We start from the raw sequence: 22,108 nt of genomic DNA on the forward strand, positions 1-22,108 counted from the left end.
CAAGTCAAGATTGAGATCCTTCCATTCCGAAGCAGGAACTTCATCAAGTCGTCGTTTCAAAAGTTCTTCATTAGTCGAAACTATTTGAATGACAACTGCAAGACCTTGGGCTAGATCCTGCTCAATCGCTTTGATCAGGGTAGGGCATTTCATCCCGGTCAGCAGATGATTGAAGAATCTTTGCTTGTGCGACTCGAACTGCGACACCGCGCTCATCTTTGCAGCACGGTTGTAAGTCTTGTCACCAGAGATATTACAAGCTTCCAGAGCTTTATCTAAATTATGGTGAATAACTTGAAAAGCATCAGAATAGCTGTTATAACTCCGTTCCTGCGTGGGCGTTAACTCAATTTCGAGAGTCTGATACTCAACTCCCTCGAATGAAAGACTCCGCGCCAAATACAGACCGAGTGCTTTCAAATCTCTAGCCACAATCTCCATCGCGGCGATACCACCGCCCTCAATGGATTCCACAAAATCCTCACGGGAGGTAAACGGGAAATCCCCAGTCTGCCAAAGTCCCAGGCGATTTGCATAAGATAGATTGGAAACCTTCGTCGCTCCGGTTGCTGATACGTAGACAACCCGTGCCTGCGGTAATGCGTTTTGCAACCGCAGCCCAACAATGCCTTGCTGGGATGCTGCAACCATGCCCAGTTTACCCTCTTGTGCCATTGCATTGCCCATCGCGTGACACTCATCAAATGCGATCGTTCCCTCAAAGTCCTTACCTGCCCACTCAACGATTTGCTTGAGCCGACTTTTGCCATTCTTTTGAGAACGTATGATATCTTTTTCACTACCTCCGAGCGCACACCAGTCCCTACGGGCATCTTCAACTAAGGCAGAACTTTTGGATACCCAAATGGCTTTTTGCCGCCCCTGACACCAGTTGTCGAGGATGATTCCTGCACATTGTCTACCCTTCCCGGCACCCGTCCCATCGCCAAGAAACCAGCCACGCCGGAATTTTACGGCATTTTCTTCACCCTGAGCCGCAACAGTCACATTATCCCAAGAATCATCGACAATATAAGACCCAGACAGAAATTCTGAGTGGGCAAAACCAGCGTAGATGATACTTTCAAGTTGTGCCTCTGACAACAAGCCTTGTGTGATAATGTTGCTAGGAAGATGCGGTTTATAAGTTGGTGCTGGTGGCGAGACAAGTGCTAGGGCTGCACTTTCACACAGTAGGGACGGATGAGGTAAAGCGTCCTTTATTCGGATTCGCTGTGGGCGATATGTTTCGTATAAAGTATCTTTAAGTCCTTCTGTAGCAGACCATTCGACGACTTCATATTCCAACACTAATACATCGTCTGGAAGAAAGGAAACTGTTTCTGGTTGTGCAACTGTAATACGTTTTGGCAATTGAACAACAATTGCCTTCGCCGTAGCAGCTTTGACTTTTTCTGAGCGTTCCCACGGAGATCGCTTAGGTAATTGCTCAATCAACGCTAGCAGTTCGGGCAAGTCCAAAGTTTCGGAAATACAGGGGATTTGCCCGTGATTATCAGCCGGGACTTTATCAATTACCGTAATTCGGGTTTCCATCGTCGTCCCGTGTTTGAAGTACACTTTGCCGTTGACCCCAACAGACAGTAGAACTCGCGCTTTATCTTGCCACTGATGGAAAGTTTCTCGCCAAGTAGGACTATTGGGAGAGAACCAATTGGCTGTGATTGTTACCAATCGTCCACCGTCAGCCAGTCTTTGCAATGCCGAGTTGATATGCCTCTTTGTTGCGTCAGGATTGCGACTGTTGATTTTCGGGGACGACGAAAACGGTGGATTCATCAGAACAACTGAGAGCTGAGTCTTGCCAACCAGATAGTCGTTAATCTGTTCCGCGTTTACAGAGAATAGCGGTGTACCTGGAAACAACCGACGCAGAATCTTCGATCTATCGGGTGCAAGCTCGTTGAGCATCAGACTTGCACTGTGCAGTTTAGCCATTTGTGCCAATAGGCCAGTTCCGGCACTTGGCTCCAGCACCAAATCAGTAGCTTGTATAAATCCTGCTTTGGCTACCAAATAAGCAAGCGGCAGAGGGGTGGAGAATTGCTGAAGCTGTACTGATTCTTCACTGCGCCGTGTTTGGGTTGGGCAGAGAGCTGTTAATTCTTCTAATTGTTGCACAACCACTTGAGGTTGTTGTGATAAAATCCTAATTCCCAGATGACGCAGATATAATATTTGCGCCACTTCCACAGCTTCGTAAGCATCTTTCCATTGCCATGCACCAGACGCGGCAGTGCCTAGAAAGTAGCGATTCATCTGGGAAGAAACAGTTTTCGTAGAGAGAGGGCGATTATCTATTAAAACTTTTGCAAGCTCTTGGGCAACACTAATAACTGACTGCCCATAATCGATTACTGTTTGCAAATCGAATAAAGAACCTTGAGTGAAAAGTTGCTGTACCATTGGACTATATAATTTTAATTTTCACTCTTGAAAAAGCGAAGCTAATAGACTTGAATGCAAAAGTGACTTTTGCACTCTTGTGGGAAAAGGAGTTCATGTTAAAGGGGAAAGGTTTCTTCTTATTCCTTTTCCCTACAAATGCCAAGAAGTCTAATATGTGGGTTTTGTTAGCTATCAAACAGGCTAACCTCCGTTGATCACCAATCGGAGGTTATAGTTGAGTGACTTTTATGCAGTTTTACGCGGTCTACTTGGCTTGCGCTTGCCTGAAGAATTTACATCAGCCTTTTTAGTTTTCGGTGACTTGTTGGCAACATTATTAGTTTTGTTTAAACGAGTAGTACGTTTTGGTTGTGGTGAAATTTCTTTAACTGGAGGCAGCAATCTCAATGCAGGGGATGAGAGAACAACTGCTTCATTACTTGTATAATAAACAACTTCATCCTCTAACATCCAAGGATCTGGCAATTTCTCAAAAGTCTGAACTTGTGGTGTGATTATTTCTGATACTGATGGGATTTTAGAAGCGGCTATATTTCCATTGCTAACTGAAACCACATTACTAGCGTAAGCAGTCGATACAAAGAGTCCGCTAATGAACTGGAACATAACGAGAGTAACGAATGCCCAAAAGATAGCTACGATTGTCAAAGTGAGTAGAGATTGCATATCCATGATTATTTCTCAACTAAGTATTTGTAATTTTCAACTGGTCTACGCAAAGCGTTCTTAAGCCTTGTTCAAATATGAAGCGAATTTGAACATATTCTCTCTTTAAGAGAGGATTCCACTCAAAATTTCGCGTAGCATATCTCTGATTTAATTCAGCTATATTTCTCCGTTATTTTAAAGCTTAGTTATAAAATAAAGCAATTTTTAGTATTTACTTATTTGAAGATTTAAAGTATTATATTTATAAATTTGTTTTCAAAGATAAACATTGGGATTAAGTCTATGGTTAAGATTTGATTTGTTAGCTAATTCTTGAAATAAAAGATTCTATTCAAACGAGAAATAAAAGTATTCGTCACAATTAATTGAAAGTATGCCCAGCCCAACTACGGACTTAGTTCGCTCCTACCTCAAAGAAATCGGACGCTACCCTCTGCTAACTCCTGAGCAAGAAATTACAAACGCAAGGGCGTTGCAGCAGATGATGGCGATTGAAGAACAGCGCTCAAGCCTCGCACTTCAACTAAACCGAGAACCAACCACAAGAGAATTAGCTACCTCACTTGGGCAAAGCGAAGCTGAAGTGGAGTCAATTCTTCATCAAGGGGAACGAGCAAAGCAGAAAATGGTGACTGCTAACCTACGGCTGGTGGTGGCGATCGCTAAAAAGTACCAGAACCGAAACTTAGAATTTCTTGATCTGATCCAGGAAGGTACACTCGGTTTATACCGTGGCGTTGAAAAGTTTGATCCAAACAAGGGCTACAAACTTTCAACTTATGCCTATTGGTGGATTACCCAGTCAATAACACGTGCTATAGCAGATAAGTCTCGCACTATTCGTTTACCAATTCATATCAACGAAAAGTTAAACAAAATCAGGAGAATACAGCAGCAACTGTCTCAGTCTTTGGGTCGTCCTCCGGTTGTAGCAGAAATTGCCGAATCGTTGAATCTATTGCCAAGCCAAATAAGAGATTACCTTCAGGTTTCCAAGTCTCCAGTTTCATTAGAAATGAGAGTGGGAAATGAGGGTGAAAGTGAACTAGTCGATATTTTACCGATGGATAGCATTTCTTTAGATGAGCAAATAACTCAAGAGTTTTTACACCAGGACTTGAGCGAGTTGCTGGCATTGCTTAAGCCAAGGCAACGAGAAGTATTGACTCTACGTTTTGGATTGTCAGATAATCAAGAATTAACTTTGAGTCAAGTTGCAAAACGCCTAAATCTTAGTCGAGAAACAATTCGTAAAACTGAACATCTTGCTTTAAAAATTTTGCGCTCTCATCAAAACAAGATTAAAGACTATCTTCTTAATTAGAACTAACTAAGGGTTATTGAACTCTAGTTTCATTTATATAACTCGAATTCGCTACTCCAAAGACTCAGAGCAAACCGCGACTGCCTTTTTAGATGCCTCCAATTGCGGCTGTCAGGAGTGCGATCGCGTACCCGCACTTTCTGGTGGCGATTACCTCTGCTTAGTCCCTGGCGAAAAACCATCAGATTGTCACTGTTTCACTCAAATGGTGCATGAATATATTGATGCCAGAAACTATTCTTATAAATAGAACACCGATTACAGAACCGATGCCCAGCAAAACTATTGAAGTCCGAGAGTACACCGTCAGAGCGCACAAGCGGGAAATTCATACTCGCGTTTTTAACTTTGTGTGTAAGCAGTGTGAACAACCCACACAACGAGAAACGTTTGGTGTCCGACCTCTATATTGCGAGAAATGCCGCCCTCCTCAACCTCCCAAGCAATCGAAAATAGTCCCTATAGGCAAGAGGAAACCCAGAGCGATGAACTATAAGAGTGGTAAAGACATAGCTGGATGATTTGTTGTCTCTTGGGTGAGTGAAGCAGTGCGCTCATTCGCCCAACCTAATTCAAACAGGTAAAAGGTAACTCTAATGAATTCACATTAAACATATTTTCTTCTTCGATTTATCTGTGGGATTAAGAAAACTTCCCAGATTAAGATTAATTGGTAAGCAACTTCAACACAATTCTCAAATCATACACTGGCTCACAAGTAGTAATACAATCAGGGGCGTGAGTTCGTTCTGGAACGAGTATGACCAATACCAACCCTCAAACCGAATATGATTCGCCGTGGAAACAGATATTACAACTGTATTTTGAAGACTTCATGCTGTTTTTCTTTCCGCAAGCACATAGGGAAATAGATTGGACTCGACAGCCTGAGTTCTTGGACAAAGAATTAGAGCAGGTAGTGCGTGATGCCGAATTAGGGAAAAGACTTGCAGATAAACTGGTAAAAATATACCGCATTGGTGGCGAAGAATCCTGGATACTGATACATTTAGAAATCCAATCCCAGTCAGAGTCAGACTTTAGCGAAAGGATGTTTACCTATAACTACCGCATCTACGATAGATATAAGCGATCGGTGGCATCCTTGGCAATTCTAGGTGATGAGCAGGTAAACTGGCGACCAAATCGGTTTGGTTACGAGTTGTTTGGCACTAAAGTTGAGTTTCAGTTTCCAATTGTCAAATTGCTAGACTATCAACAACGTCAGTCGGAATTAGAAGCCAGCCGTAACCCTTTGGCGACTGTAGTGATGGCACATTTAGCAGCATTACAAACTCTTAGCGACAGGTTACAACGTAAGCAGCAGAAACTAAGTTTAGTGCGGAGATTATACCAGCAGGGTTTTGAGCGTGAGGATGTTCTAAACTTATTGGCTTTTGTAGACTGGGTATTGACACTCCCCTCAGATTTAGAAGGAGAGTTTCTTTTTGAAGTAGAACAATTGGAGGCAGAGCAACGTATGCAGTATGTTACTTCTTTTGAACGCAGTGGGATTCGGTTAGGACTACTAGAAGGGATTGAATTAGGGTTAAAACTGAGATTTGGGACTGTTGGGTTAAGCCTGTTACCATCCATTTCAACAATTGAAGATGTGGAGCAATTAAGAGCAATTCTTTCAGGGCTAGAAACGGTGAGTACTATTTCCGAATTGCGTCAAATTTATCAATCGCCCACAACCGATACCCAGCAATGAGATTGAGCATCGCCCAATAGACCTATCCTCTCCTTTCTCCATAAGTCTAAAACGAATTTAACGAAAACAAACTATGCCCAAGACTTGGAATATTAAGATAGATAACTATTTTCAAGCCAACCCCAATTGCATCATCGCCACCGCCCATGTAGACTCGTTCCCTATAGACCTGCCGCTAGAACCGAACATCCGGGAACCGAACCGCAAAAGCGCGACCTACAGACAAATCTTCGACTCACTAACGACCGAACCTGCAAAATTCTTCTCTCGCCACAGTGGAATCGTTCTGTCAGCCAATAAAACTAAACCTGTCAAGAACAAAACTGAGCTAGAGCTAGAAGTCTTAGAAGCTAACGAGGGTGGCAGCGACGGCATTATTAACGGAGGACATACAGTTTTAGCTTTTGAGCAAGCGAAAAATTACAACTACAATTTAACCGAAGCCAGAGTAAAAGTTACGATTCACATCGGACTGACTGAAGAATCGGCCAAAGATATAGCTCTAGCAAGTAATACTACAACGCCAGTAGATTCTCGCTCCAAAGTCAACGCTAGGGGTGATTACAAATTCATCAAGCAGTACCTAGCCCAGTTAGAACAGAAGGAAGATAGAAAATTCCGCATCGCTTATTATCAAAACCAAAGCGGCGCTCCTAGAAACGCCCAGTGTAATGTTACCCATTTGCTCAAGCTCCTTTATTGCCTCGACAGAAATAAATACAATCCCGACGGCAATAAACGAACCAAACACCCAGCAGGAATGAGTCTTCCAAGTAACATCACAGATGCAGAAAGGGAAAGATTAACCGCTTTACTGCCTCTACTTTCTCAAGCTTTGTGGATAGAGCAAAGACTTTATGAAATAATCCAAGAATATATCAGCAACCCCAGAAGAAAGGGTGCCAACGATTTAGCATCAATAGATATACGTAAAACGACGTTGTTGCCTGACAGCAAGTATTCTTTTGGGTTTGGTGCGCCAACTGACCTGGCATTACCAATAATTGCGTCCTATCGGGTATTTTTGGATAAGGACTATAAATGGATTCTGCCGTTTAACGAATTCGCCGAAGATTTTCTGCAACACTTGTGGACTAACTATTTCCGTAAATATTTGGTGTCGGAGAAAACAGCAGGGAATACAGTCGGTACAAAAATCAGCCGCAATCAAGAAATTTGGGAAAGTCTGTATATCTCGGCGCAAAGTTATCTGAATCAGCACTTGGTTAAAATGGTCAACTCCAGTAAGCAAGAAGAACCGAAGGTAACACAAGGTGCAAACAAGAGGGCAAAAGGTAAAAATGATGGTGCAACTACTGTTCTCAGATAGCTTTTTATCGTTCGAATGACTCCCTGTAAACTTTGTCGTAAAGCCTGCGGCATAGCTACGCTTAGGGCGCAGCTTAAGAAGAGAAGTAGCGCTCACGGCGAAGCCTTTTTCTGTTGCCCTAAATCTTCTTGATTTAGAGATTTTGGTCTAACCAAGTTTCTAAATCAGTGAGAGATGAAAAATCTAAAAAGGCTTCTCCTAAAGTCTCCAATTGCTCAGTAGATAAACCTCGAATTCGCTCAAGTAGTGAAGAGTCAATCTCACCAAAACGATGATTTAGTTGACGTATAATTAAACGTTCTTCACCTTGCTTAATTCGCTCTACTTGTCCTTCTTCTCGCCCTTCCTGTCTAGCTTGTTCTCGGTCTTGCTGATAAAGTGGTGCTAATCGCATAACTAACTCCCTGTCGTCTGATTCTTCAGTTTGAGACATTACCAAAATTATTTATCTCCCACCCAATCCCGGAAAAAACTTACTCCAGACACTTTGCCCTTTAGGGGTTGAATCCCCTTGCATAACACCAGATAATCCTTGCTGTTGGGCTTGAATCTCCTGTATATTAAAAGAATGAATTGTCTGGGCTAACTCTGGATTATCTTCTAACAGTTCAGCCTCAAAGTTTAACTCCTGCTGCAACAGTTGGGCATTTTGGCGCAAGAACATCTGCTGATTGTGTCGCTGTCTGATCAGGGATTCAGTCAGGTGTAATTGTTCTTCAAAACTCAAATTGTCGTATTCGTTGTACATTTTATTCAACTCCAATTAATTCAAAGTATTCTGCGGAAAGCTCCATTAAGTATCTTAAAGCTAAACAATCGCCGTAGTTTGTGTATATTTGAGCTATGGTTTTGAAAATTTCTAGAAAATTATCAGGCGTTACTTCAGTGAAACGAGAAGCTAAATTAAATGCTGATTTTTCCGAATGTGGCTCTAGCGGCCTTGCGTCAGCCCACACTATTAAACCTCGCTTATCTAATTCTGCCAAGCTTATAGAATTAACCGCATCCACAACGGAATCAGGCGCATACTTTAGTAACAGTTTAATCATAGTATGATTCCTCCATAAAGTAATTGATATCCTAGTCGTAGCCTGGTAATAAATTCATCAGTATTACGATTCCCCCAAACGGGATTACTAGGATTCTTAATCCAGTTGATTGGACTATGACAAGTATCATTATGACAACGGTAGCATGTAGGAAATGTTGAGACTCCAATAACATCATTGCCATAGTAAGCGTGATGAATCTCTTCACTTTTATTAGTCAGGCAAACGACACAATAATTGTGAGTTTTTCGGTGAGCGATTGCTACTTGTTTCCTATACTCTCATCTTTTGGATCGCTGCCAATCACAATTGCTGGTGTTTGAGATTTTGCAGCAATTTTGTTGATAATCACCCCTGCTAAAGTTGATTTGCCAGACTGTGTTCCACCAGAAAGGTAAAAATGGTGATTGCTGCGAAGAGTCATATCTTGATTAGATGCAGCATCACACAATTCATCAATCCAAGCACCATCAATTCTGATGTAACCAGGGTAATTTGCTGCGATCGCTTGGAGAACTTTCATCGCACCCGGATTAATCACGGACTGCACAAATTCTTCATCAATGTCAGCAATATCGGGATTGGGAATACCAGTCGGTGAGGGTGATTGTTGCGCTGGTGGTTCTGGAAGAGTTACTAGACCTTGCAACTGATATTCAGCAATCCACCGGGGGCGCTCTTGCACTGGTAGCCGATTCACATAGTCAGCAACTCGGCGTTTGGCAGCGATCGCAGTCGTAACATAATCATAAACAGCCTCACCTTGTAAATGCTGCTTGAGGGATTTCAGGTCAGCTTCTTCTAAAGAGCGGTATACTTTCTGTTTGCCTTCGCTGATTTGGGCAGAGACTCCAAATAAGCCAGCACTTATCGTTCCAGCACCAAGTAGCATCCCGGTTGTTATTCTGTCAGTGTTTAAGAAAAAAGGAGCAGACAGGCATAATACTGCACTCGCTCCTAAAGAACATAAGATAGTCCGTTCTGCATGAATCACCCCACTGGCAGTCAGACGTTGTAATTCAAATCCCATAATTCACTCTCGAAATTTTCAATTAACTTTGACCTGAAAAAGGGAAAGGGGAAAAGGGGAAAGGGAAAGGGTAAGATTATATTACTTTGGTGATTGATTTATAGATTGAATTTGACTAGATAACATCCGACTTAAATTTAAAGCTTGGTTATAAAGTTGTAAATAAGTTTGTTGCTCTAAATAACCAATTTCTAATGCGACTCTCAACAGACTCCGAACTTCTCCCGCAGATCCTTTCGCAATATTTAGAAAATTTACATATTCTTTTCGAGAATATCGCTCAAACCCTTCCGCAATATTTGTGGGTATCGAAACCGAAGCTCGTCTTAATTGGTCTTTTAAGCCGAAATCTTTACTTAGCTCACCTTCTTTAGTAATTAGGTAAATGCATTTAACTAACTCAATTCCTTTTTGCCACACTCTTAAATCTTCAAAACTCTCAACTTTCTTTCTCTCCATTTATTTCCCCCTTTTCCCTTTTCCCTTTTCCCTTTTCCCCTAACATTAACGCACCCCCAAGGCAACACCAGCTGCAACTAAAGTCAAGAAGATAAACAGAAATATCACTCCAGGCATTAACCCAATGGTGAAAGTCTTGCGGTTGAAGCCAAAACCTTTGACGACTAAGCCAGCGAAGTTAAACAACCCCACCGCCAAACCACAAATACAAATCATGCTGATGATCCACACTAAGAATTGACTGACTGGGCTAGCAACTGATAGAAAACCCATCAACATTGATAAGCCCACTCCACAAACTGCATATCCAACAAAAGATAGTTTTATCTGCATATATAGCCAGCTCCCGTTAACAATTTTGGGGAGGCACAAGCACAACAATGCTGTCCCTAATCTCAGTCCGGGAGAAGTATAAATTATCTCCTTTGGTGTTTCGACAAATATATGCCTCTTTGTCCGGGGGTTCTGGTTGACAGTTTTCTTCTACCGTGTAAGTATCACCACAAAATCTAAAAGTTTTTTTTAGCATCTTTCAAAACCTGAAACTATCACCCACTTCATCAAATGCTTTCTCATATCCCCCCAACTGACGCTGCTGCTCAATAGAACCAAAGGCATGACGGATCACTGCCTCCCCATGTAATCCCCTGGTTCGCTGCAAATCTTCCTCAACCTTCATGGCTTCTTGGGAATATGCCAATTGGTTTTTATACATTTCTGCCAAAGATTGCAACTGTTTGAGCTTGTGCCGGGAGAACTTTGTATGTAGCCACTTCTGTGCTTTCAAATTGCCAGCCACTTCTGCTTCATCCAGAACCTGCTGTGCTGTAGTGTAAGCTGGCAATGTGTAGCGTGAGCGGATTGATGAAGGGAGGTTTCCTTCAATTTGTGTTGCATCCCCGACTCTTAAATCCGTTGATACTACTCCATCACCTTTCCCGCCAAATAAACCAGGAAGCCATTTCCCTAACATAATTTCCTCCGATTATTAATTAAAAAATTCAGGAGTCAGAAGCCAGGAGCCAGGAGTCAGAATAAAGAATTGTAGTACTAAACGAACAGGCTATAAAATATTGAATTTTCACTTTTCAAATCTACCTATTCCGTTCTCCTGAATTCTGACTCCTGACTCCTGACTCCTGCGTATAAGTCTGCTGAACTTGTTGAACTTGTGACCCGATGTACCGGGTTATGCCATATATCCCCATGAATGAAAACATCAATACAGTAAAAGCTGCGATCGCAGTTTGAGCCATCATCCCTCGTTGCATTAACTCCTCAATCTGCCTATTGGACTGCGATCGCACTCTCGACTCATCAATAATTTGCTGGACTACCAGGAATTCTTCTGTTGTCAGATTTTCTAGTGTCAGCCCTGACAGATTCAATTCCCCGTCCTTCTTCAGGTGAATATTTAATGCTTTGCGATGGGTTTGGTCTTGTTGCTCCATATATTGCCACGCCCAAAACGAGGGTCAATAGCAGCAGATTTAGTACTGCTGCTAATCCAATGAATTTATTCGGCTGCATTTGTGAACTGAGCGCCGAAAATACCCGCAACGAGTTCGTCACCGATTGCACGAAAGGAATCTACGTCAGCTTCTTCCTCCATCGCAATAGATACAAACTTACTCACTACATCCTTGGGAGCATTGCGAATCGTTGATAACAACTGGTCGGCTTTATCAGTTGTGTAAGCGTCAATCCCAACGTTGAGAACATCCTCCAAAGATTGAATTTCTTGGTTTGAAACCTGAGATGCGTGAGCGATCGCTCCTTGCAATGGAGGAGTAGATTTACGGCGGGGTGAGTTTTTACCTAATTTACCGTTGCTATTCTTGGACTTGCCATTAGCAGTGGTCAGGGCAGTTGATTTCTTGGCTTGTGCAACTTGAATTGCTACTTCTTGGGCTTCGGCATCATTCAAATTATCGACATCCATGCCAATAGCTGATGCGGCAGATAAAATCTCCTCCTCATCAAACTCAATCCCTTGCAAAGTGAGTATCTGTTTGATTTTCTCCATGTTATTTTGTTTCTTATATGGTACTACACCACTAATATAGTCTATATTAGCTTCATATCACATAAGAACCTAAAAATATTTATTTGTAGGGTTCTTGTCCCATAACCAATCTCATTTGATAATCTGGGTGATTAAATATGGATGCAACAATGCCTAGAACAAAAGCACAGGGAATGACCAGGATTGAACTTTACGTGCCAACAGCACTATTTGAAGAAGCGGAGGAGCTGGCCGAGTTTGAGGGTTGGAAATTATCAGAACTGCACCGTGTATTTTGGGAAAACGGTTTTGGCATTTATGTCGAGCGCAGTAACAAGAGAATGATTAACAAACGTCTTCGTTCTAAGGCGGTGAATGACTCTGAGGCTGTAGAAGACTAACAAAGACGGAGCGCCCAGGGAAAACCTGGGCATTAGAATATCAAAATAGAATTCAGAATTCAGGAGTCAGGAGCCAGAATTCAGTAGGGTATTTTGTGCGACACAACGAATAGCGGTAGTTGAATCTCGACTGACTTCGACACCGCTCAGTGCAAGTCGCTCGATTACCGCGTAGCCGAAACTCAGTGCATCGCTGGCGGATAACGCAGCCTCAAGGTTGCTGACTTCTGACTTCTGACTTCTTCTTTAATGGAGGCAATATGTATCAAGATATGTATAATCTTGCTTGGGTAAAAACAGCTTGCGAACACGTTTTAGGTAAAAACATTAGTATTAGAGCTTGGCGAAAATGGTTAAGGATATGTGGTGTACAGCAGTACGCCCGACAGGTAAAGTTGAAAGAATGCTGCTATTTGCTAGGGCTTGCATATCTCAAAAGTCAAAATCTATTCAAAAGGTATTCTTTGTCAGACGTTTCATTGTTACTCAAAAGGGATCAAGAGCGTTTTGCCCAATTTGGCATCAACCTAGAAGAACCAGATTTTCCATTATCTGGGCGAGAACTTCCGAATTTTATCTACGACAGAACTAGGCGTAAAATCAGCTTGCGAACTGTCTATCGTTGGGCTGAAAAACACAGTATTCCCTTCTCTGTATCGAGAATTATTCCCCCACAAGAACTAATTAGATGGCTGGAATTAGGAAATGCCGCTTCTTAAAGATGAATTCACAATTCAGAACCAGAAATTAAAACGCTCTCTACCAAACTCTAGAAAGCAGGACTTTTTCTGTCAGAATACCTTTCTTGTTTCCTGATTTTTGACTCCTGATTCCTGACTCCTGACTCCTGACTCCTGAATTCTAATTTCTAGCCGCTCTTTTTTTTGCACTGCTCTGTCGTAAAGCGGCACAGAATTCCGGCAGGTGTGCCGTGACATCCAAAAACCTTGCTGTGTATAGATGTCACAAAAAGCGGCATGATGTTAGCAACGCCTAGAACCCTTGTGTTTCCGTTAATGTCACAAAAAGCGGCACAGTTGCTCTGTGACATAAGCGTGCAGGGACAGTACTCAAAGCCATACAGAATGGGTGTCACGCGAAAAGCGGCCCACTTGACGAAAAAAAATAGGGATGAAAAAAAGCCCCGTTTTTGGGGCTTTTTTATGAAGTGGGATCGAGAGCTTCTGATGCTCACAGAACGCCTGTTTTTAAGTATGGGATTCCCTACATCTTACCCCTACAAGCTTTTCATAACTGATGCTGAAATTTATTTCCCAAGCTTTCTATTTTTTATTTTGCAAGTTTTTCTTCTTCTTTTTTTTAGGGCGCTGAATATCGACCATCAATCCATGCTCAAATACAATAGTGTGTTTTGGATCTGCTCCATCACAAAGGAGAGTTTTTTTCTGTTTACTTATCAACTTCATTTCCTTGATTGTGTTCTCGAAAAAATGAAGTTGATAGCCACAATCACACTCAAATGATGAAGGGAATAATTATGAAGGGCATAAACTAAAATTTTCAGTCGGGGATTGGGACTAGCGACTGAATTGTTGCACCACAAAACAGCGTTCGCTTTGCGGACGCACCAGAAGCACCGCAATTTCTGTCAGAATTCAGCTATTGTGAATGAATTCTGATTCCTGAATTCTGTTCGATAAGTTATTGAAACCGATAAGAATCACTTAGCTTCAAAAGGAGAATATCTTAGATGGCTCGAAAGAAAAAGAAATTAGCCGGGTTCAAGGATGAGCATTCACTACACTCTAGATGCCCAATTTGTTGTATTGTCCCGCCTCATATACTTCAAAATGTCGTGGTGAATGGCAATCCCCAGCAACGGACTTGGGCTTTTCAGACATTAAATATTTCGGCACAATTTCTCGGACGGAGAAACGTTGTCGGTAATATCTCTTTTGCTCCTTCTGCGGGTGAGAAGCGGCGCACCATCTACGATGCCAAATATGGACAGCAACTTCCTGGGACACTAGTGCGGGGTGAGGGAGATCCACCAAGCAGTGATGCAGCAGTGAATGAAGCCTACGATGCGGCGGGTGCTACTTATGACTTGTTTCATGAGATATTTGATCGCAATTCCGTAGATGACAAAGGACTACGTTTAGACTCCACCGTGCATTATGGGGTTAAATATGACAATGCCTTTTGGAACGGCGACCAGATGGTTTATGGTGATGGCGACGGAGAACTGTTTCAACGTTTCACGAAATCAATAGATGTGATAGGGCATGAGCTAACTCATGGTGTAACCCAGTATCAAGCGGGTTTACAGTACGATGGTGAATCAGGGGCACTGAATGAATCGTTTTCTGATGTCTTCGGTTCCCTGGTCAAACAGAAGATCAACAATCAGACCGCAGAAGAGGCAGATTGGTTGATTGGGCAAGGTCTTTTAGCGTCCACTGTTAAAGGTATTGCCCTCCGCTCGATGAAAGCACCAGGAACAGCTTATGATGATCCACTATTGGGTAAAGATCCTCAACCAGCCCATGTCAAAGATAAATATACTGGTATTGATGATAACGGCGGGGTGCATATCAACTCAGGAATCCCTAACTATGCCTTTTATCTAGCGGCTGTTGCGATTGGTGGCTATGCTTGGGAAAAAGCTGGCAAAATCTGGTATATAACTTTACGCGACCGCTTGAATGCTCAGGCAGATTTTAAAACAGCTGCCAACGTTACCATTCAAGTTGCTGGCGAACTTTATGGTAATGGTAGTGATGAGCAAAAAGCTGTACAGGATGCTTGGCAAAAGGTAGGAGTTATCTAACCCGAATTTCTCACGCATAGTGTAGGCAGAGAGGGGAAGAGGAGTGTGGGGGGTTCAGGCAGAGTTCGTTGAAGCTTTCCATCGCGTGACTTCACATCAATGCGAGGTTCAAACATTGTAAATTAAGGGGTTTAAGACCCCTACATTTAGATGTAGTACCCATTTCAGTCGGGGTTTAAATCCCCGTCTGAAATGTCTAAAATGTTTGAATTTTGAATTTTGAATTTTGAATTGTTAAGGGTAATTTGGGTGCAATGGTTCCTTTGGTAAAACTAATTCGCGGTCAAGATAACACGATTGTGGAAGCAGATTTAGTGGAGCTATGGCAAAAGCACGTCGATGATTATGGCAACAAGTGGAAAGAACAATTAAAACTGCACGACCAATCAGATAAATTTTGGGATTGGGAATTTAAACTACAGTTTGTCATTAGCAGACAACCAAACCGCGAAGGCTATGCAATTGAGTACGAAGGTGAAACTCAAGGGTTAATGCTGATTGAAACTCAAATGCACGGTTCTCGCTTGGTAGAAGGTAAACGCTTGGTATACATTGATGGCATAGCTACCGCACCTTGGAATCGGGCATATATCCAACGTCCGCCAAAATTAAAAGGTGTTGGCACTGCATTCTTGGCATTTGCCAGAACCCGCAGTATGGAATTACGGGTATGAAGGTAGAGTAGGATTGCATTCACTACCGGGAGTAGAAGAATTTTATGATAGCCAGAATTATTTTTTTGTTTTGCCAACAAGTGTGTGCTGTTTAACCTAGCCTTTCTTCTAGGTTCTCAACGTTTAAACTTTGTGAGAGGATTAACCCAGTATTTAAACTCAGCTTAAACATCTTGTTCTGAAATGTGATCTAAATTCATCACTACACAGGAGTGCTTAATCATGGCGCAGGACGAACTAAAGAACAAAGTAGCTTTGATTACTGGTGCAAATAAGGGTCTGGGGCTGGAAATGAGTCGTCAGCTTGGACAACATGGATTGACAATTCTGATAGCGGCCCGAAACTTAGATGCAGCTAAAACAGCAGCGAGTAACTTAGAGAACGAAGGAATAATAGCTCACCCAATTGCCCTGGATGTTACTGATAGTAGTCAAATTGAATCTGCTATTCAACAAATTAGTAACTCTTTTGGGAAACTTGATGTCTTGATCAATAACGCAGGTGTATTTTTAGATGGTGATTGGTTAACCAGTAATGCTAGTTCTATTTCTGTAGACATTATTCGACAGACATTTAACACAAACTTTTTTGGCTTAGTGGAATTAACTCAACGAGCATTGCCGTTAATATTGAATAGTCCTAGTGGTCGAATTGTAAATATGTCGAGTATTGAAGCCTCGTTAACACTTCATGCTGACCCCAATTCATTCATCTATGATTCCAAACCATTTGCTTACAATGCTTCTAAGGCAGCAGTGAACTCATTCACGATTCATTTAGCTCACGAGTTACGCAATACTCCGGTGAAGATTAATAGCGCTCATCCGGGTTGGGTAAAAACGGAATTAGGTGGTGAAGGTGCAATGATGGACATCGCATCAGGTGCGAAAACTGGTGTTGAATTAGCGATATTGCCAAATGATGGCCCCAGTGGTGGGTTTTTCCATCTTGGTGAACCAGTAGCTTGGTAACTTATACCATGACTTGAAGCAGTGGCATAAGTTATTAGTCATTACGCAAATTTCTCACGATTTTCGTACACTCGATACCAATACTTGTCGGTTAAGGGGAAAAGGGGAAGGGGAAAAGGGAAAGAAAAAACCTTTAACCTTTACCCCAAATCCAATTCCGAGTTAAAAATGCAAAACCTACGCAGTATTGCACTCGATACTATTGACTATTGATTCTTACGGTAAATGGCGATTTATCCCATGCCTTCAATGTATGGGATAAATCGCCATCTTTTGTCAGCAATTCTCATTATGAGAATGGTTATCAATATTTGAAGAGTAAAACTAACTGATGGAACCTGGGATCTGTTGAGAATGCTTCTGAATGTTGAATTGAAGGGATGTCTGGCTATTTTAAATAAATTGATAGGGACAAGAATCTACCGTGTAATACATGGAATGAGGAAGAATTTCCATGCATTACACGGAATTGTGAGTATTCTCGCAATTATGATGTTTTCAGCTTGTGTTGGGATGAAACTCTAGTTCCAAACCGTGGATCATAAAGTCGAGTAGATTTTCCCAGCTATCAAAGTAGAGATAACGAGTTAAAGCTCGTAAATCATCAAAAAAGGTCTTGCGCGTTGGTAAATGCTGGCGAATAAATTGGTATTTTTCCGAAGTGAGGTCAAGTAGAGTATGAAATAGAAATGCAAGAATATTAAAGGTCGCTAATAGAGAAGATAAATGGTTTTTCCCATGTCCAAAGTTGTGTTCTAAGTTATAACCCTTGGTCTTAAGTGTATTATTATTTTCGTTTTCTACTTTCCATCTGGTGCGACCAGCCGATACAATTGCCTCAACGTTAATATCAGTAATTTGATGATTTGTGGCAAAGTTGTTTTTGTAAATTACAGTACCATCTTCACGAGTGATAGTTAACTCGCACCAGTTGACAAGTAAGGCATCTTCACCGTCCCGTAAGGGAATTTTATTAACGTAGCGGTAGTTATAAATCTCATAGATTTTGCCTTTCCACCGTTTAATACTTAATGTATCAATAGGCATTCCTTCTAACCATTCATACAGTGTTTTATGTGATTTAGGTTGACATACCAGGATGAAATTTAGCTGTTGTTCCAAAAGTAGTTCACACAAAGGTTGATGACAATAAAGATCATCTCCTAAAATGGTAATCCCACTAGATGCGTACTGTAAACCATATTTCTTAATCCAACGTTTTGCTGCCGCATTTTCAGAATCTTGTTTATCATGTCCATCTTGAGGCACAACAAATTCTGGTATTAAGGGGATGACTTGAGAATTACCAGGACAAACAATTACAGGTGTCACTACAGCATGAAAATACTGGGTTGTTCCATTTCTAAAAGTTCTGCTCGAACAATGCTGGCAGTGAATTTGATTGGAGGAAAAATATTCTGTCCCATCCAGGGCTATCAATAAATTATTTTTCAAAGAGCGAAATGCTTCCAGGTGCTTACCTTGCTCCAATGCTCTAAAAATCTTATAAAACACTGGAAATACCACACATGGTTCCACATCATCCAGCAAGTCTCTGATATGGTTATCTGTGGGAATCTGATGTATTCCAAATAAGCTTTGAGCATTGTTATGCCCTTTCTTCTGTGCCATTGATTTTTGATGAGCCAAAAATGAGGGGCTTTGAGTAAAAAATACTGAAAACGCGCTTAACCCTGCATCGCTCATCTGATAGTACTTGTTTTTACCTGTTCGTTTATCAGGTAAATCTTTCAGGATTGAGTGAAAGTATTGCACTATTTCATCAAAAATTCCTGGCTGATTCAAAAAAGCCCCTGCACTTACGAGTTAAAGGATATAAAAACCATACCTTTAACTGAAAACTTTGCATAGATGGCAATGATAGTGATAATTATTCTCATAATGAGAATTGCTGCATCTTTTGTAAAAAGTTGAGCATTATTCTTCTAACTCGGACTTTTCCATTTCTGGTGAAAAGTTGCCTCTACACTGCTCAAGTCATCTATTATTAGAGACGCTTCTCAGTATGTGGGCATCGACTTAAGTATTGGATATTGTCTCCAACTGTTGCTGCCGACTTACAATTTCGATTTGATACGCTTCAATTTTGGCTTGAAGTTCAGCGCGTAATTCGCTTGGTGTAAGTGGGGAAATGTTTTGCTCTTCAAGATGTGACACTTCTGAAATATCGTTTTTATCTAAGACAGCATAACGCCAAGATTCTTTACATAAGCCAGTCAGTAGATTATTGGGTGGATAATACTGAATCCCAACAATCACTCCCTGCTTTGTTCTCTGGCCGAACGAGTATTTTGGTGATATCCAGTGATTAGGAATACTGACAACTTTTGAAGTTTCCATACGATTACTCCTATCCTTATTTTGACTGTGTTTGTACTACTCGCTGCTGCCTTTTCTCTACCAAAATCTGACCGATAGCTCCCCCAGTACCTAGTCCTAACATGGCTGTAGTAATCGTATACATTGTATTTTTACCAAAAATTTGTACTCCTAAATACCCGATAGATATGGCCGCTAATGTGCTACTCAGACTTACAACAATTACTTGTGCTTGATTCTGTTTCATAATTAGAATGCCTTTCCCTGATAGAGGTTATGATCTAAATGATTTTGCTGTTACGCGAACGCGCCACCCCGGAGCAACTTGAACAAATGGTGCAACAGCACAAGTTTTACATTAGAACCGCAGTTGATATCGAACGTCGGGTGCTGGTTGGTGGTGGTGGTCTACACGCTGATTGTGAAGAAAAGTTGCTAGATGACGGCAGTAGACAACAAGATATTTGGGCTGCCAGTTTTATGCCGATAAATGGAAAAATCATTTATGAGTCGATGGTTAATCTTCGTCCCCGGCAAAATAGATCAATGGAACTTTTAGACCCTAAAATTAGAGAAAGGGTTGCTCAACTGATTAACGAGTTCCTAGGAAATTTATGATCCAAGTGACACCAAAGCAACAAATTTTTATGCAAGATGATGTGACTACACGTTTACGTCGTCTAGCTACACACTTGTCACAAATTCAATCTTTGTGGACTCAAGGCTCATCAGAGGATTTAATACTGGCTTTGGTTGATGAAAGCCGATACTTTATTGAGTGGACTGTACCAGATATGGTAAAGGCAGATGATATTGACCGAGCCTGTGAATTAGTTGATTTAGTTCGTCTTCTGACTCGTTGGCTATTCCATTGGGACGATATCTGGACTGATGCCGAACAAAAGCAATCTGCATCTGTTCAAATTTCATATTGGTTGCAGCGAGTTTTGGAAATATCACGCACAGAACCGGAATCACTCAGTGCCTAATCTTCACAAAGCCTTCCTTCGCTTCACCAACACCGAGCGCAAATACCGCCGACAGTCTCCCTCTCCCCGATAGATCAGAACCCGCAGCGCCTCTATTTCCTGCATCGGAGAAATGCAAATCTCAGCGATGGCATTAATCAAATTCTGCTGCTTCAGCACATAATCTCGGTGTTCCTGCTCTAACACAGCAATTCTGGAGTTTAGCTGTTGTATCTGCCGTAATGCTTGAGTCAAGGACGATTCTTTATTTTGAGAGCGATTATCTAGAGTTAATGTCATTTTCTTACTCCTCTAAATTTAGATTCTTTCTGTTTACTTTTCAGTGGCTTGTTCAACCTGCTCAACTGCGCTCACTATTTCTCCCAAAACATTGAACGCATCATTTAGCACCACATCATTCGATGTAGAAAAGTACTCGGACGACTGAAGCCTGCGATAATCCTTACTACTCCCCACAAGCTGCAACGTATATTGACATCCTTGCAAAATAGTCCGAATCTCTGATCTGGTTAACTTGATTTCCATCGTTGTTTATCTCCCTAAAATTTATCTCGTTGAATACTGAAACTAGCTCCGACTAGAGAACTGCCTAAGAATGCAGAAAAACTGACCAACATAGCTCCAAGACTTCTGTTTTTCTGGTATTGCCAGCCAGAGATAATTATGTTGGGATTATTAATTTCGATAATCTCCATTCCCCAACATCCCATCGCTCCTACTCCTGAAAAGCCAGTCAAGAGAAGAGAGACGATTGCAGTTGTTTCTATGGTGCGGTCAATGAAAATCCTGGAGTTGAATCTCCTCCTAGTACGGCGGCGAAGAACCAATTTACTCTTGTGGTCTAATTGAGATTGGTAAACAACTTGTTTGTGGTTAGTCATTTAGCATTCTCCAATTGAACATAGAAACCTGCGCCTCTATTCATAATCTTTACCTTTCTTTGATTGACCAACATTTGAATCACACTAAGACTAAAGTTGATGCTGCATAATCGTGCGCTACCCCCACAACGTCGGAGATACTGTAGGCATAGTGAGGAATTGTCAGTAGGAGTGGAATGAGTGGATTTTCTCGGCATGATGTTTTTTCTATTGGTGTTATGAGAAGAAATGTTTGTTTCAATTAAGTTCAGGCAATTGTGCAAGCGCTCCTTCCATCCATGCGCTGATTGCTGTTGTTTCATCTACCCCTCGTGCTACGGTATCAACTACGTGTTTCTGATACGAGTTAACAGCATGATTCAAATGCCCAAACTTATTACCAGCCCAAGCCAAACACATAGTCTTCACCAGTTCATCGACTTGAAGATTATCAAGCTCACTTGGACTCGTAACATTTCGAGAATGCAGCCATTCTTTGACTAAATCAAGTGGATAATTTAAAAGTGTGCGAACTTCTTTGACTCGCAAATCCTTTGGGTTTATTGCTGGTGAAGTGATAGCTTGCTTTATTGGTTGAATACTGTATTGTTGATTCTCTTTGCGAGGTCTAACATTATTCTGCGGTTGTTCAGTCTTTTTAGGAGTAGCAACGCCTTCAGCATCATTATCTTCATCAGCAGTCACCGATAAAATTGCAGAAACCGTATATCGGCGTGCATAAGTTAATGCTGCACCAAACTTTTGAGAGTCACTAATTTCAGGTAAGGGATAAGTGCTAGTAATGCGCTCTCCAGATTCATGATAGAGATGAGTTTGTAGTGTTGTCTGACCTTCAAAGATTTCGGTGGTTTGAATTATTACTAATCCATGTTTACTGAGTCCGGGGGTGACAGCATCCAATACAGCATCTAGTGTTGCATATTTGCGCTTGTAGTGAGGATTAGTACCGTCTTTTTGAATGGGATTAAACTCTGCCTTTGCCTTGATTAAAGCTTTGATTAGTTCTTGCATTGTCCAGATCCTCTTTTACCAATCATTTTCATTGATATC

At 41.5% G+C, this 22,108-nt stretch carries 29 protein-coding genes and 1 pseudogene; 13 read left to right on the forward strand and 17 right to left on the reverse strand.

Annotated features, from left to right (window positions below):
* Both V7L31_RS01465 and V7L31_RS01470 read right to left on the reverse strand, forming a co-directional pair.
* Positions 1-2,427, reverse strand: a 2,427-nt coding sequence (locus V7L31_RS01465) for a strawberry notch-like NTP hydrolase domain-containing protein (protein ID WP_334694615.1), incomplete at its 3' end; no start/stop codon positions are given.
* A 228-nt stretch (positions 2,428-2,655) separates the two neighbouring features.
* Entirely contained in the window at positions 2,656-3,102 is a 447-nt protein-coding gene (locus V7L31_RS01470; RefSeq protein WP_334694616.1) for a hypothetical protein, read from the reverse strand.
* 370 nt (positions 3,103-3,472) lie between these two features.
* On the opposite strand from V7L31_RS01470, the gene V7L31_RS01475 reads away from it, so the two are divergent.
* From V7L31_RS01475 to V7L31_RS01495, 5 genes are all read left to right on the forward strand, one after another.
* Positions 3,473-4,423, forward strand: coding sequence for an RpoD/SigA family RNA polymerase sigma factor (locus V7L31_RS01475; RefSeq protein ID WP_334694617.1), 951 nt, complete (start codon positions 3,473-3,475; stop codon positions 4,421-4,423).
* Positions 4,424-4,439: 16 nt separating this feature from the next.
* Complete coding sequence (locus V7L31_RS01480; protein ID WP_334694618.1) at positions 4,440-4,673, forward strand: hypothetical protein; 234 nt, start codon at positions 4,440-4,442, stop codon at positions 4,671-4,673.
* 19 nt (positions 4,674-4,692) lie between these two features.
* Positions 4,693-4,944 carry a hypothetical protein gene (locus V7L31_RS01485; RefSeq protein WP_265276905.1) on the forward strand — a complete coding sequence of 84 codons (252 nt, stop codon included), beginning with the start codon at positions 4,693-4,695 and terminating at the stop codon, positions 4,942-4,944.
* 239 nt (positions 4,945-5,183) lie between these two features.
* Complete coding sequence (locus tag V7L31_RS01490) at positions 5,184-6,137, forward strand: cytosolic protein (RefSeq protein ID WP_334694619.1); 954 nt, start codon at positions 5,184-5,186, stop codon at positions 6,135-6,137.
* Between the two features lie 73 nt (positions 6,138-6,210).
* Positions 6,211-7,467: an AIPR family protein gene (locus V7L31_RS01495; protein WP_334694620.1), complete on the forward strand. Its 1,257-nt coding sequence runs from the start codon at positions 6,211-6,213 to the stop codon at positions 7,465-7,467.
* Positions 7,468-7,600: 133 nt separating this feature from the next.
* Here the strand turns inward: V7L31_RS01495 and V7L31_RS01500 are convergent, their stop codons facing one another.
* From V7L31_RS01500 to V7L31_RS01540, 9 genes are all read right to left on the reverse strand, one after another.
* A complete protein-coding gene (locus tag V7L31_RS01500) occupies positions 7,601-7,900 on the reverse strand; it encodes a DUF4351 domain-containing protein (RefSeq protein ID WP_442944339.1) in 300 nt (99 codons plus the stop codon).
* Between the two features lie 12 nt (positions 7,901-7,912).
* Complete coding sequence (locus V7L31_RS01505; RefSeq protein ID WP_334694621.1) at positions 7,913-8,215, reverse strand: hypothetical protein; 303 nt, start codon at positions 8,213-8,215, stop codon at positions 7,913-7,915.
* A 1-nt stretch (position 8,216) separates the two neighbouring features.
* Positions 8,217-8,516, reverse strand: a complete 300-nt coding sequence (locus V7L31_RS01510; protein WP_334694622.1) for a hypothetical protein — start codon at positions 8,514-8,516, stop codon at positions 8,217-8,219.
* Between the two features lie 262 nt (positions 8,517-8,778).
* A complete protein-coding gene (locus V7L31_RS01515) occupies positions 8,779-9,546 on the reverse strand; it encodes a hypothetical protein (RefSeq protein WP_334694623.1) in 768 nt (255 codons plus the stop codon).
* Between the two features lie 81 nt (positions 9,547-9,627).
* Complete coding sequence (locus V7L31_RS01520; RefSeq protein ID WP_334694624.1) at positions 9,628-10,005, reverse strand: four helix bundle protein; 378 nt, start codon at positions 10,003-10,005, stop codon at positions 9,628-9,630.
* A gap of 45 nt (positions 10,006-10,050) precedes the next feature.
* Positions 10,051-10,338, reverse strand: coding sequence for a hypothetical protein (locus V7L31_RS01525; protein ID WP_334694625.1), 288 nt, complete (start codon positions 10,336-10,338; stop codon positions 10,051-10,053).
* A gap of 199 nt (positions 10,339-10,537) precedes the next feature.
* Entirely contained in the window at positions 10,538-10,978 is a 441-nt protein-coding gene (locus tag V7L31_RS01530; protein WP_334694626.1) for a hypothetical protein, read from the reverse strand.
* A 121-nt stretch (positions 10,979-11,099) separates the two neighbouring features.
* Entirely contained in the window at positions 11,100-11,456 is a 357-nt protein-coding gene (locus V7L31_RS01535) for a hypothetical protein (RefSeq protein WP_334694627.1), read from the reverse strand.
* A 65-nt stretch (positions 11,457-11,521) separates the two neighbouring features.
* The gene (locus V7L31_RS01540) at positions 11,522-12,031 is read right to left on the reverse strand and encodes a hypothetical protein (RefSeq protein WP_334694628.1); all 510 of its coding nucleotides are present in this window, start codon (positions 12,029-12,031) and stop codon (positions 11,522-11,524) included.
* A gap of 137 nt (positions 12,032-12,168) precedes the next feature.
* Here V7L31_RS01540 and V7L31_RS01545 point away from each other — a divergent pair, with 137 nt between their 5' ends.
* From V7L31_RS01545 to V7L31_RS01570, 6 genes and pseudogenes are all read left to right on the forward strand, one after another.
* Positions 12,169-12,411 carry a hypothetical protein gene (locus tag V7L31_RS01545; protein ID WP_114080763.1) on the forward strand — a complete coding sequence of 81 codons (243 nt, stop codon included), beginning with the start codon at positions 12,169-12,171 and terminating at the stop codon, positions 12,409-12,411.
* Between the two features lie 260 nt (positions 12,412-12,671).
* The gene (locus V7L31_RS01550) at positions 12,672-13,130 is read left to right on the forward strand and encodes a DNA-binding protein (protein WP_334694629.1); all 459 of its coding nucleotides are present in this window, start codon (positions 12,672-12,674) and stop codon (positions 13,128-13,130) included.
* Positions 13,131-13,388: 258 nt separating this feature from the next.
* On the forward strand, positions 13,389-13,895 hold the full coding sequence (locus tag V7L31_RS01555; protein WP_334694630.1) for a hypothetical protein: 507 nt from the start codon (positions 13,389-13,391) through the stop codon (positions 13,893-13,895).
* A 227-nt stretch (positions 13,896-14,122) separates the two neighbouring features.
* Positions 14,123-15,202 carry a M4 family metallopeptidase gene (locus tag V7L31_RS01560; RefSeq protein WP_334694631.1) on the forward strand — a complete coding sequence of 360 codons (1,080 nt, stop codon included), beginning with the start codon at positions 14,123-14,125 and terminating at the stop codon, positions 15,200-15,202.
* Positions 15,203-15,456: 254 nt separating this feature from the next.
* Positions 15,457-15,931: pseudogene (locus tag V7L31_RS01565) on the forward strand (GNAT family N-acetyltransferase); the annotation flags it as partial.
* Positions 15,932-16,098: 167 nt separating this feature from the next.
* The gene (locus V7L31_RS01570; protein WP_334694632.1) at positions 16,099-16,848 is read left to right on the forward strand and encodes an SDR family oxidoreductase; all 750 of its coding nucleotides are present in this window, start codon (positions 16,099-16,101) and stop codon (positions 16,846-16,848) included.
* A 498-nt stretch (positions 16,849-17,346) separates the two neighbouring features.
* Here the strand turns inward: V7L31_RS01570 and V7L31_RS01575 are convergent, their stop codons facing one another.
* The 3 genes from V7L31_RS01575 to V7L31_RS01585 all read right to left on the reverse strand — a co-directional run bounded on the left by V7L31_RS01575 (position 17,347) and on the right by V7L31_RS01585 (position 19,435).
* Complete coding sequence (locus tag V7L31_RS01575; RefSeq protein ID WP_442944341.1) at positions 17,347-18,627, reverse strand: ISNCY family transposase; 1,281 nt, start codon at positions 18,625-18,627, stop codon at positions 17,347-17,349.
* Between the two features lie 261 nt (positions 18,628-18,888).
* Complete coding sequence (locus V7L31_RS01580; protein WP_334694633.1) at positions 18,889-19,209, reverse strand: hypothetical protein; 321 nt, start codon at positions 19,207-19,209, stop codon at positions 18,889-18,891.
* Between the two features lie 16 nt (positions 19,210-19,225).
* Positions 19,226-19,435 (reverse strand): hypothetical protein, encoded by a 210-nt coding sequence (locus tag V7L31_RS01585; RefSeq protein ID WP_334694634.1) that lies wholly within the window; start codon positions 19,433-19,435, stop codon positions 19,226-19,228.
* A gap of 38 nt (positions 19,436-19,473) precedes the next feature.
* Here V7L31_RS01585 and V7L31_RS01590 point away from each other — a divergent pair, with 38 nt between their 5' ends.
* Positions 19,474-19,806 (forward strand): DUF5674 family protein, encoded by a 333-nt coding sequence (locus tag V7L31_RS01590; RefSeq protein WP_334694635.1) that lies wholly within the window; start codon positions 19,474-19,476, stop codon positions 19,804-19,806.
* Positions 19,803-20,177 (forward strand): hypothetical protein, encoded by a 375-nt coding sequence (locus V7L31_RS01595; protein WP_334694636.1) that lies wholly within the window; start codon positions 19,803-19,805, stop codon positions 20,175-20,177. The genes V7L31_RS01590 and V7L31_RS01595 overlap by 4 nt, the downstream gene beginning before the upstream one ends.
* Positions 20,178-20,180: 3 nt before the next feature.
* On the opposite strand, the gene V7L31_RS01600 is transcribed toward V7L31_RS01595, so the two are convergent.
* The 3 genes from V7L31_RS01600 to V7L31_RS01610 all read right to left on the reverse strand — a co-directional run bounded on the left by V7L31_RS01600 (position 20,181) and on the right by V7L31_RS01610 (position 22,069).
* The gene (locus V7L31_RS01600) at positions 20,181-20,456 is read right to left on the reverse strand and encodes a hypothetical protein (protein WP_334694637.1); all 276 of its coding nucleotides are present in this window, start codon (positions 20,454-20,456) and stop codon (positions 20,181-20,183) included.
* Positions 20,457-20,716: 260 nt separating this feature from the next.
* Positions 20,717-21,058 (reverse strand): hypothetical protein, encoded by a 342-nt coding sequence (locus tag V7L31_RS01605; RefSeq protein WP_334694638.1) that lies wholly within the window; start codon positions 21,056-21,058, stop codon positions 20,717-20,719.
* A 237-nt stretch (positions 21,059-21,295) separates the two neighbouring features.
* Complete coding sequence (locus tag V7L31_RS01610; RefSeq protein WP_334694639.1) at positions 21,296-22,069, reverse strand: ERF family protein; 774 nt, start codon at positions 22,067-22,069, stop codon at positions 21,296-21,298.
* Positions 22,070-22,108: the final 39 nt, after the last annotated feature.

Origin of the sequence: Nostoc sp., from assembly GCF_036916655.1 — a bacterium.
GTDB lineage: Bacteria > Cyanobacteriota > Cyanobacteriia > Cyanobacteriales > Nostocaceae > Nostoc.